Source organism: Streptomyces sp. NPDC048383, from assembly GCF_040651775.1.
Classification (GTDB): domain Bacteria; phylum Actinomycetota; class Actinomycetes; order Streptomycetales; family Streptomycetaceae; genus Streptomyces.
In genome coordinates, this window is sequence record NZ_JBEZKS010000016.1 from 120109 (window position 1) to 130742 (window position 10634).

Below are 10634 nucleotides of genomic sequence, written 5' to 3' on the forward strand. Positions count from 1 at the left end.
GCAACCAGGCGCGCCAGCGAGGATGTCCCGATGAGCGAAGACCTGGTGACGTTCCTAAAGGCGCGGCTGGACGAAGAGGCCGACCTGGCCCGGCGCTGCGACGGTGACGGATGCGGTCGGTGGTCTGCCGACGGGCACACGGTCGATTTCTGTCAGGTGAAGCTCGCAGGTGTCCACCCCACGACTGCCTTGCATGTGGCCCTGCACGACCCGGCCCGCGTTCTACGTGAGGTCGAGGCCAAGCGGCGCATCCTGGCTCGTCACGCCCTCAGTCCGGCCGTAGGCGACCCGGAACTTCCGTGGGACGACCGCGATGACTGCCATTTCTCGACGGAGACCCCGGGCCTTGTGACGACCTGCTCGACCTCGCGTCGCCCTACAACGACCACCCTGATTTCCCCCGAAGTGCCTGAAGTGGCGCAACCACGAGCAGACCGCATGACGGAGGCGCCGCCCCGAGCTGAGCCCGCCACTGGAGATCCTTTACAGGACAGCCCTTGGCTAACGTGAGCCCCTGCAATGTCGGCGGAGAATCGCTTGGCCAGTGCTCGGCGGAGAGATCATCATGTAGCAATGTCTGAGAACCGATCTTCTGTGGCACCGACCGTGATGCGGCTCCCCCAGTACACCAAGGCGGACCAGGAGGAGATCCTTGGCAACAGCGATGATCCCTTCGGCGTCGCCTCGACCGGTCTGACCTGGCTGCCGAAAGAAGAACACTTCGGCATCAGACTTGAAGACCGGCTCGTGGCACACGCCGGCCTGCTGCGACTGGCTGTCGCGATCGGCGGCGCCGCGACAGAGGTGGTGGGCGTCGGCGGGGTGGCCGTCGCACCCAGCGTGCGAGGCCATGGCCTGGCTCGGCGCGTCGTCACAGCTGCCCTGGAGCACGCCCGCACGATGGGTCCTGAGCACGCACTCCTGTTCTGCCGGCCGCCTCTCGTGTCGCTCTACAAGCGCCTCGGATGGCACCCGCTCGACAACGACGTACTCGTCGAACAACCCGAAGGCCGCCTGGTGACCATGCCGCTGCGGACCATGATGACGCCCCTGCGCGACGACGCCCGCCGGCCCTCAGGGCCAATACGGCTGTTCTCGCTCCCTATGTGACGCAGGGCCACCCAGCACGGCGACCACGGTTCACCCATCAGTGTCGGGTCGGTCCGGCTTCTCCTCCGTGCCGGGGGTGGGAGTTGGGTCAGAGGCTCAGGAGCATCAGGTTCAGGAGGACGACCAGAGCGGCGGCGAGCGCGGCGCAGGTCGTCGTGGCGGGCCGGTTGGCGAGTGGGCCCATGAGGGAGCGGTCGCGGGTGAGTGCGATGAGCGGTACCAGGACGAAGGGCAGGCCGAGTGTCAGCAGTACCTGTGACCAGACCAGGGCGGACGTGGTGCTGACGCCCAGGGCGACGACGGCCAAGGCCGGAGCCATGGTCGCGGTGCGGCGGGCCAGCAGGGGGATCCCGCACCGGAGGAAGCCTTCCATCACGATCTGGCCGGCCAGCGTACCGACGGCCGAGGAGGCGAAGCCGGAGGCCAGCAGGGCGAGGGCGAACGCGAGGGAGGCGGCTTCGCCGAGGCGCGGGGCGAGGCCCGCGTGGATCTCCTCCAGCGTGGCCACACCCTGGCTGCCGCTGAGGGCATCGTTGTGGAACACCCGGGCGGCCAGCACCACCATGGCGGCGTTGACCAGTCCCGCGAGGCCGAGCGCGACGAGGATCTCGCGGCGTGTGCGGGTGAGGGCGGCTCGCGGGTCGCCCGAGCGGTTGGCCGCGGCGAGGGCGCTGTGCAGGAAGATCGCGTGCGGCATGACGGTGGCGCCGAGGATGCCCAAGGCGAGCAGCACGCCGTCTGGCCCGGGGTGGCCCGGGACCAGCCCGCCCGCGACGGCGCCGGGGTCGACACCCGCCCGGACGATGTTGAACAGGAAACCGAGGGTGATCACCGCTAGCAGTCCGGTGATGGCACGGGTGAAGGTCCGGACGCCTCGGGAGTGCAGGGCCAGCAGGGCGAAGGACACCGCACAGGTGATCAGGGCGGCCGGCAACGGCGGGGTACCGAAGAGCAGCTCGAGCCCGATGACGCCCCCGACGACCTCGGCCAGATCCGTTGCCAGGAGCACCAGTTCGGCGGTCACCCAGAGGCCGGCGACGACAGGCCGCGGGTAGCGGCCCCGGCAGAGGGAGGCGAGGTCGCGTCCGGTCGCAAGGCGGAGTTTCGCAGAGAGGAACTGAACGAGGACCGCCAATGCGGAGGCGCCGGCGACGACCCGGAGCAGCTGGTTGCCGAGGGAGGATCCGGCCGCGAAGTTGGGGGCGAAGTTGCCCGGGTCGACGTAGGCGATGGCAGCGACGAAGGCCGGCCCGAGCAGCACGGCCCGGCGTGCAGGGCGGGCGTGCGCGGTGTGCGGGTGCGCGGCGCGGGGTGAGGCGGGGGAGCGCGCGGCTGCGTTCATGGATTGCCTCCGAAGTGGTGGGGCACGCCCGGGTAATGGGGCCGGCTGTGGCCCGGTTCGGAGGCGGGGCCACAGCCGACGACAGCTCGGATGCTAAGAAGTGACGTTGTGCGTGGCGACGGTGAAGGAGGGGCCTTCCGTCGCCTCGGGGGCCGAGCTCTCCAGTACGAGGTCCGCGCGCGACTGCGGGATGTGCGTGGCCAGATAGCGGTCCTCGGCCGGCATCCACTCGTCTTCCCAGAGCGGACGGGCCTCCGCGCCATCTCGGTTCAGGCCCCGGCGCAGCCGCAGGTCTCGCGGGGCGTCGCAGAAGATCCGGTAGGTGTAGGCCTCGGCCAGGTTCGGGTGCAGGGCGTGTACACCCTCGACGATTAGCGGCGTACCAGGGGCCAGTTCGGTCCACTCCGCGAGGCGGTCGTGGTCCCAATCGTAGCGCTGGTAGCGGACGATGGTGCCGGCGGAGGCGGGCCGCAGGACCTGGTCGAGCAGTCGGGGGAGGTCGAAATTGCCGGCGATCTGGTCGGTGTCCGCCGGGCGTTCGGCGGAGGGGCGATAGAAGTCGTCGATGTGGACGACCGCCGCGCCGTCGAGCCGGTCGGCGAGGAGCGCCGCGAGCGTGCTCTTCCCGGAGGCGCCCGGTCCGTCGATGCCCACCAGCCCGGCGCGGCCGGGCGGTTCGGCGGTGCCGGCGCCGATGGCCTTCGCCAGTTCGTCGATGTCGCAGATTTCGTCGGCCATCCTGGTCCTTCTTTTTCCCGGGCGGGGTTGGTCGGTCACAGCCGAACCTAGCCTTCGGCGAGCGTCAGGAAGGGGGAAAGAGGGTCATAACACCTGGCCGCCTGAGTCCTTGGCAGCAAACTGCATATCGGGGGAGGGGCGGGTTATCCTGCGCGCGGCCTTGATGTAAACCCGAAGGCCGGGCTCCTCCTCGTGTCCACCCTGTTCGGCCGGGTCGGTACGCTGCGGGAATGGATCATCCCGCCAAGCAGTACTACAACCCGCAGATCACGGCGGACGAAGAACGTGACCTGCTGCGGCGGAATTATCTGCTGATTCAAGCAGGGCAGGCCTCGTTGAGACTCATTGGACCGGATCTTCTCGGTATCGCCGTCGAGCCGCGGCCGGGTGCGATCGTGCTGCACTTCGCTGTCGCCGCACTGACTGTCGACGTGGAGGAAGACCTCGACGACATCGTCTTCGAACTTGAGGTGTTTCTAGCCGGCGGCCCGGAACAGCACTCGACGATCACCACGCAGGTTCACATCGGGCATCCGCATGCGAGGTGGTTCAATTCCCCCTACGCGGTGCTCTACCTCGCCAAGACCAAGGCCGAGGCGGAGGAGCCGAGCTCAAAAGGCAATTGACAACTGCTCGTCTCGGCGTTCGCCACAAGGTCCACTGATCCTGTCGAACGAGGAGTACGCCCAGCGCTGCGGGGACCAGTGCGCGCGGGCGGCCAGCTCGTTAGCCGCGACTTGCTGTCTACTTGTGGTTCGACTGGCTGAGCAACAGTCGCATGAACACGGTACAGGCGGGGGTGGGTGGTGGCTTCCCCCGCGTATAATCTACTGTCTTGCAATCGCTTGTGAGATCCACAGATAGGGAAAAATGGGAGCCGAAGTGGCGAAAGCGTCATTGGGGCAACTGTCGCTCATGTGGGAGGAATTCCGGACTGTCCCCTTCCCTCAGGGTTTCTATAGCCGGGAGCCGGAGGGGGAATGCATGGTGCTCATGCACGACTTTCTCGCGGGTTGTGTGTCCTCAGTCCTGAGCGGTCAACTCGATGACAGGTGCCGCCGCATCTTTCCCGGAAAGATCGAGACTCTCGGTAAAATCCTCCCTCTCATTAGTGACGACGGTGTAGGTAGCGCCTATTTTGCGTGCCTTTACGAGATGGCGACCATCGCGGCAGAAGTGGACCGCGGTCGGCGATTGTGACGCAGGGGCTTCTGCCTTCCAAGTGTGGGCCGTAAGCCGAGCCATGCCCCCTGGTGGTTCGGCGGCCCCGGTGGCCACCGCGGTTGTCTCCTTGCGTATTCCCGCCAACCAGTGCGGCCGCCTCGGTGCGCCCCTCGTTCCCGGAGCCGCCCTACTCGGACGCCGTCCGCCGTCCGCCATCCGTACGCCGTAGCAACGCCTCACGTACGCGATATGTACGCTTCACGGCTTGGTGGCCCAGTCCTGGCACCTCCATCCGGGCCCGCGCGCTGCCCCCGTTACCGCGCCCAGTCCACGCCCAGCTTCGCGAGGGCGCCGAGCGGCTCCTTGGTGAGTTTGGCGCGTCGGGTTTTTGTGTTGGTGATCCATACGCCGAGCTTCACGATGACCGCTTCCGCTTCGCCCTCGACCTGACCGACCCGGAGGTTGCGGAGTGGCGCGGCGGGGGTCCTGAGGTGTGGGACCCGCTGACGTGACGGTGGTGGGCACCTGCACAGTGGGGGAGGAGCAGGTGCCCACCGGGTGACGGCCGGGGCCGCTCACCGGCCGGCCGCCCCTTTCAGGGTAGGCCGCGGTGGTGAGTCGAGGATGCCCAGTACATGAACAACACCGCTCGGCGCGCACTCGCCGCTCTCGTCCTCGCCGGTACAGCCCTCGGCATGTCCGCTGCCGCGCACGCTGCCGACCCTGTGCCTCCGACCAGTCCACGGATCAACGCGCTGACGCGGGGGCTCATGCGGATGGTGGAACGATGCCTCGGAGCTGTGGGTGGGCCGGTGGGGGACGAGACCGGGGCAGGGCCCCACCGCAGGGTGGTCGTGCGGGGGGTGCGGGGGACACCGGCCGCACGGCAGGCGCCCTCGCGCGCCCGCAGCTCCTGGTCCTGGGCCGCCACGACGCGGCGGGCCGGCTGCGCACGGTCGGCCGCACCGTCACCCTGTGCCTCGACCTGGCTCGCCGCGTTGCCGAGCACCTGACCCCGGCCGACCCCGGACACCCCTGGGCAGGCGGTGTGGGAGATAGGAGCGTGGGGCGGGTTCTTCTCGTTGTGGCGGGCGGCGTTCTCGGTGGCCGGCAGGGCCGTTGCCCTGGGTTCACGTCATGGAGACGACGACTTGCGCCGGCGCCAACGGCTCGCTTGCGTGGCCTGGACTCCAGTCTCGCCTGGTGCCGTTCGTGCCATAACGGACCTACCTCGGCGACGAGTTCGGCGATCACATCGGCCGACAGACCTGTAATCCGCCGATCGCTGATGACAGCTGCACGAGTCGCTGTCCCCACCACATGAACATGGTCAGGGATCAAGATCCAGCGTCGCAACGCCAACCATGCACGAGCTCGTAAGCGTTGTCCCGCAAATGCCGGTTGGGGCGCGCATCGAGCGCTGAGCGGGTACTCGCGAGACTCCGACGTGGCAGCTGGGGCAGTCTGCGGACATGCCCGAGCTGCGCGTTCATGCAGGCCGCCACTACGCCATCCAGTGCCACTACGCCTCGGTGGACGACGCCGGGCGTGTGGAGCTGAGTGAGGCCGTCCCGGCGCCGGCCGCGTCTTGCTCACGATCAGCCGAGTGATCGACGTCTGTACCTTCCCCAACCGTCTGCCCATACTGGCCCAGCACCGTCTCACTGCCCTTGCTGGGTAAGATCCGGAAGTTTCAGCGGCCACGAGTGCGCGGCGAACGCATTTGCGTGAGGGTTCGAGGGGGACCACATGACGCAGCAAGGGATCATCGCGATAGGGCGCATGGATGGATCGGCCGCAGTGAAGGCCGAGGACGCGTTCAAGCTGATCTACGGCGAAGCGTTCGCGGAGCCTCCGTACAACGAGACCGCGGACGACGTCGCCGCAGCCTTCCGCCGCTTCCCCGTACAGGCTCGCAACCGCACCTTTCGCGCTGTCTTGGCCCGTACCTCGGAGGGCGAGCCGATCGGCATGGCATACGGATACCCGCTCGGGCCCGACACCGTGTGGTGGGACGAACTGACCGAGCCCGTGCCCGACGACATGCGGCGCGAGGACGGGCACCGCACCTTCGGGCTCATGGAAGTCGCCGTGCGCGGACCGTGGCGCGGACAGGGTGTTGCGCGGCGTCTGCACAAGACGCTGCTCGACGGCATCGGAGCCGAGCGGGTGCTGTTGAACGTCCACCCGGCGGGCAAGGCCGCGTCGGCTGCATACCGGGCGTGGGGATACCGCAAGATCGGCGAGGCGCGGCCATGGGGCGGAAGCGCGGACCTCCATGACGTGATGCTGCTCGATCTGCGCTGGAGGCAGTCTGTGAACTCGTAGCCTGGAGCCAGCCGCTCTCATCCATAGCCAAGACGAGCACGTCATCCCCCACAAGATCATGTGCTGTTTCGTGGAGCAGGTGGCCGAGCAGGTTGAGCGCTGCCGCCTCGCGTTCGGGCAGGGAGCACCTGAAGCAGTGGATGATCACACAATGACTGGTGTGATCAAGGCGTCGAAGCCGTCACGCGCGCCTCCCCCGGCTCCTCGTACCGGGTCCTCGCCCGGGCCGCCGCCTGTCAGCGGCCCGGGCCTACCGGAGGGGCCTGTCGTGGTGCGCTGGCCACCGGCGGCCCACGTTTCTGGACGGACAGGGGCCGCTTCCCGACGTGGAGGCGGGTGGCGGGCGGTCCCGTGGTCGTTCAGTCGAAGTACGAGGCGAGTGCGCCGCGTCGGCGGACGTCGAGCGTGGCGCAGTGGAAGGACCCGCCGAACGGCGCGTAGTGCAACAGGTCGCACGGGATGGGCTCGAACCCCCAGCCCTCCATGGCGCGCAGCATGGCCGTGTGGTGCCGTTCCACGATCACGCGCTTCTCGTCGATCATGAGGACGTTCATGCTCAGCCACTTCCCGCACAGGGAGGTCAGCTTGAGCACGGTCTCCCCGATCGGGTCGGGCTCGGGAGCGGTCAGGACGTCCCAGCCGTCCAGGATGCCGGGCAGCCGGTCGACGTCCACGTAGTCGGGGTTGACCAGCACCTTCCCGGGTGCGAGCGGCATGAAGGTCGTGTCGATGTGCATGGGGGTGCGGCAGCGGCTCTCGATCTCGTGGATGCGGTACCCGGGTCCGAGGTGACGGCGCAGCCACTCGATGCCGGTCCGGTTGGTGACGTTGCTGCGCGTGACGAACAGGTCGCGTCCGGCGCGAACGAAGTCCGCCGCGTCGAAGACCGGCTCGAACTCGGTGAGGACGTACCGCATGGGCTCGCCGGGTTCGGGGGGCCGGAAGTCGGGCTCGAAGAGTTCGTCGGTCAGCTGCGGTTTGGGGGCGGCCGTCCAGCGGGCCCCGCGCCTGAAGTAGTCCTTGAGGAGGGTGCGGTAGGAGTGCGTCTCGAAGTACCGGCACGGCCAGGCCATGGGGGTTTCGATGATCTCGTCGCCGATGACGAGCATGCTGTCGCGCGGGCAGGTGTTGCAGAAGCCGCGCGAGGCCCAGTCCGGTGTGCTGAAGCGCCGCGTGTGGTCGACGCTGTCGGGGCGGCGCACGGTGACGTCGAGCGATTCCAGTAGGGCGATGAAGCGGTCGAGTTCCTGTCGTGCCGGCTCGATCAGCCGTCGCGGGTAGCGGCGGCCGGCCGCGACGCCCTGCAACCTGGCTGCCCAGGTCGGAATGTTGCAGCTGACCACGGGATGGTCGGAGGGAATGGCGGCGCCGTCGAGCCGGCCGACGACGACCTCCTCCAAGGGGTCCCACTCGTTGTGCGAGCCGACCGGGGGGACGAGGGTCTCCGTGCTCGGTTCCACGGCGTCCCGCGCCGTGAGCGGGGCGAGCGGGTAGGTGGTTTCGGGCTGCCTGCGCGTCACCGGCATGTCCCGTTCCTTCGCATCGTGTCGGTCACTCACACCGACCGGTGACCCCGGTCCGACAGTCGCTACTCAAGGGCGCGCGCCCCGGGCCGGCCGAGCGGTGCCCCGATTGACTCCTACCCGCCCGGGGCGCCGGCGAACTCGATGCGGCGGGGGTGACGGTGCGAGGTCGTACGCATACGACGCCCGAGCGGCGGCTCACGCGTGGGCGGCGCCGGCCCCACTCGTCGGCTCAGCTGTACCCGGCCGGGACACACCGTCGACCGCCGGACGGATGCCGATGACGCGGTCGCGGCCTGCTGGCCAGCCTCCCGCAGGTGGGGTTCTGGAGCGTGGACGGCAAGTGGAACATACTCGCCGCCTGACGTCTGCCCCAGCCGAGACGCCCGCACGTGCGTGAGCGCGCCGGCTCCGCTCATACCGTCCCGATGTAAAATCTGCCAGGCGATCACGGGATTTGACGGGAGAATCCCAACGGAGCGGGCGTTGTGTACCGTGAAACGGGGTGGGAGTGGGCGAAGCGAAGCTGCGCGAGCCGGCAAAGTGGGAGCGCAAACCCCAGTCGTTCGGTGAGGAGTCCGAGTGACCGACAGTGCCTGCACGCCCATGCACCAGGCGGTGGAGTCGGGTGATCAGGCCGGCCTGACGCGGATACTCGATGAGGGCGCCGACCCCAACGAGGTGTGTTGCGGGATGACCCTCCTGATGCACGCCATCGATGTGGAAGGGGACACGGCACTCCGGGCCGGCGTCACTGCCGATAGTCGATCCACGGTGATTCTTCTGGCCTACGGGGCCGAGCCTCTCGCGCAGCCCCGGCCGCACCTGATGGGCGCGGTCGACCTTGCTGATCATTACGGGCATGACATTGCGTACCGCCTGTTGAACCGGCTGATCGAGGCCAAGTCCGCCGGCGGCCGCCCGCAGAATAAGCTCCGGGGTTGGAGGCGCAACCGCAGGGACTGAGGCTGGGGGAGCACCGGGTCTCGCCGACGGCTCGGCTGCTGCGGGCAGACGGCCTCGGGGCGTGTCTCGGACCTACCGGCCATGCGGTCCAATCGCACTCGATCCATCCGTCCCGCCCCATGCCAATGTTGTAGTCGTTGGGTCTGCCCGGAGCAAGCAGGGCAGGGGGGCGCAGCCGCGACCGGACAGTCGCCGGCCTCGGTCCGCTCGGCCCGACGCCCGCGATCCCGGTGCGCCGGATGAACAGGCTGCGCCCAGAACCCACCCTCCGGATTCCATGGCTTCCACCGCGCCACCCCGGACGCTCAGATCGACTTATTCAAGGCCCAACGAATGAGGCCGAAGACCATTTCGTTGGGGTTGTTCAAGCGGGGACGGGACTTTGGAAACGGCGCTGGGAACGGCCTCGGACCCGGATGACGTGGGTGGATCCGCGCCGACTCCAGGTGCGGGTGGTCGGCGCCGTCATCGAGAATCCTGCTTCGTCTTCGAAAACGATCCAGGCCCCGAGCGCCGCCGCGGTGGTTCCAGGTGCGGCCATACCTCCTTCACCCAGCCGGCCACGGCCGCATCGTCCCGTTCGACGGCACGACGGGCCGGAACCTGGGGGCTCCAGCCTGGCGTCGGAGCATCTGGGAGATGCCCGACAGCGATGCCCGACAACCTCATGCTCTTGTGGAACCGTCGGCCGATCAGCGTCTGGATCCTGGCCAGCGTCCACCGTTGATCCGGCCAGCCGTGCGCACTCGCGCCTTTGGCCAGCTCCTCCTCGAGTATCGCGAACGGCCCATCGCTCAGCTTCGGACGCGGGGCCGGGCCACGGGAACGAACCGCGTCCTGCCCGGCCTCCCTCCAAGCCCGCCGCCACCTCTGACCGACCGCACACTGACCCGTAACTCCTTCGCGGCCTCGGTGCTGCCCCCGTCCGGCGCGAGCATCGCCACCGCTTCCATCCGGACCCGCTCGCGGAATGCTTGCCTCTCCGCGGTCAGACCACCCTGCGGATACCTCATACCTCCGGCATACCGCGATGATCACCGACCGCCAGCCCCTACCACAAGACGACTTACAGGTCAGTAGTCGGCTCGAAAGTGGCCGCTCTCTCCGGGGTGCGCGCTGAGGAGCGTCGCGCTGCCCTTCATCCCGCGGTCGGGGTCTGACAGCAGTGGCTGTTGGCCCACACGGTGACCGAGTCACGCCGGTGGTCAACCTGGAACGGCTCGTCCCCAAGCTGCGTCCCGGGCCACGATCCATCTCCCGCAGAGGAATGTGTGACAACGACACACTCCTCCTTCGGCAAGATCCGATGGACGTCACCGCAGGGCTCCAGCATCAGAATCAGCGGCACCTCGTCATCGTTGCCGACCACTAGGTTCTGTTTCTTGGATCAGCTGCGGAGCCAGATGATGAGGGTCGCGAGGGTGACGGTCCCGAGGTAGACGTAGGCACGTTTGTCGTAGCGG

Annotated in this window: 8 protein-coding genes and 1 pseudogene; 5 read left to right on the forward strand and 4 right to left on the reverse strand. The window is 68.2% G+C overall.

What is annotated here, in order from left to right; translation table 11 throughout:
- The first annotated feature begins 30 nt into the window (after positions 1 to 30).
- Positions 31 to 510 carry a DUF6221 family protein gene (locus AB0D46_RS14400; protein ID WP_362877619.1) on the forward strand — a complete coding sequence of 160 codons (480 nt, stop codon included), beginning with the start codon at positions 31 to 33 and terminating at the stop codon, positions 508 to 510.
- Positions 511 to 573: 63 nt separating this feature from the next.
- Positions 574 to 1110 carry a GNAT family N-acetyltransferase gene (locus AB0D46_RS14405; RefSeq protein ID WP_362877620.1) on the forward strand — a complete coding sequence of 179 codons (537 nt, stop codon included), beginning with the start codon at positions 574 to 576 and terminating at the stop codon, positions 1108 to 1110.
- Between the two features lie 88 nt (positions 1111 to 1198).
- On the opposite strand, the gene AB0D46_RS14410 is transcribed toward AB0D46_RS14405, so the two are convergent.
- Together AB0D46_RS14410 and AB0D46_RS14415 are read right to left on the reverse strand one after the other, a co-directional pair.
- Entirely contained in the window at positions 1199 to 2452 is a 1254-nt protein-coding gene (locus tag AB0D46_RS14410) for an Nramp family divalent metal transporter (RefSeq protein WP_362877621.1), read from the reverse strand.
- A gap of 93 nt (positions 2453 to 2545) precedes the next feature.
- Positions 2546 to 3190, reverse strand: a complete 645-nt coding sequence (locus AB0D46_RS14415; RefSeq protein ID WP_362877622.1) for a uridine kinase — start codon at positions 3188 to 3190, stop codon at positions 2546 to 2548.
- A gap of 230 nt (positions 3191 to 3420) precedes the next feature.
- On the opposite strand from AB0D46_RS14415, the gene AB0D46_RS14420 reads away from it, so the two are divergent.
- Positions 3421 to 3816 carry a hypothetical protein gene (locus tag AB0D46_RS14420; protein WP_362877623.1) on the forward strand — a complete coding sequence of 132 codons (396 nt, stop codon included), beginning with the start codon at positions 3421 to 3423 and terminating at the stop codon, positions 3814 to 3816.
- A gap of 2287 nt (positions 3817 to 6103) precedes the next feature.
- Positions 6104 to 6682, forward strand: a complete 579-nt coding sequence (locus AB0D46_RS14425; RefSeq protein WP_362877624.1) for a GNAT family N-acetyltransferase — start codon at positions 6104 to 6106, stop codon at positions 6680 to 6682.
- A 359-nt stretch (positions 6683 to 7041) separates the two neighbouring features.
- On the opposite strand, the gene AB0D46_RS14430 is transcribed toward AB0D46_RS14425, so the two are convergent.
- Positions 7042 to 8208 carry an amidinotransferase gene (locus AB0D46_RS14430; protein WP_362877625.1) on the reverse strand — a complete coding sequence of 389 codons (1167 nt, stop codon included), beginning with the start codon at positions 8206 to 8208 and terminating at the stop codon, positions 7042 to 7044.
- A gap of 579 nt (positions 8209 to 8787) precedes the next feature.
- Here AB0D46_RS14430 and AB0D46_RS14435 point away from each other — a divergent pair.
- Complete coding sequence (locus AB0D46_RS14435; RefSeq protein WP_362877626.1) at positions 8788 to 9171, forward strand: ankyrin repeat domain-containing protein; 384 nt, start codon at positions 8788 to 8790, stop codon at positions 9169 to 9171.
- Between the two features lie 465 nt (positions 9172 to 9636).
- Here the strand turns inward: AB0D46_RS14435 and AB0D46_RS14440 are convergent.
- Positions 9637 to 10184, reverse strand: a pseudogene (locus tag AB0D46_RS14440) (winged helix-turn-helix domain-containing protein).
- Between the last annotated feature and the right edge of the window lie 450 nt (positions 10185 to 10634).

Coding starts and splice junctions, on each gene's coding strand:
- AB0D46_RS14425 (WP_362877624.1), top strand. CDS start 6,104: ATGACGCAGCAAGGGATCATCGCGATAGGGCGCATGGATGGATCGGCC.
- AB0D46_RS14400 (WP_362877619.1), top strand. CDS start 31: ATGAGCGAAGACCTGGTGACGTTCCTAAAGGCGCGGCTGGACGAAGAG.
- AB0D46_RS14415 (WP_362877622.1), bottom strand. CDS start 3,190: ATGGCCGACGAAATCTGCGACATCGACGAACTGGCGAAGGCCATCGGC.
- AB0D46_RS14410 (WP_362877621.1), bottom strand. CDS start 2,452: ATGAACGCAGCCGCGCGCTCCCCCGCCTCACCCCGCGCCGCGCACCCG.
- AB0D46_RS14420 (WP_362877623.1), top strand. CDS start 3,421: ATGGATCATCCCGCCAAGCAGTACTACAACCCGCAGATCACGGCGGAC.
- AB0D46_RS14405 (WP_362877620.1), top strand. CDS start 574: ATGTCTGAGAACCGATCTTCTGTGGCACCGACCGTGATGCGGCTCCCC.
- AB0D46_RS14430 (WP_362877625.1), bottom strand. CDS start 8,208: ATGCCGGTGACGCGCAGGCAGCCCGAAACCACCTACCCGCTCGCCCCG.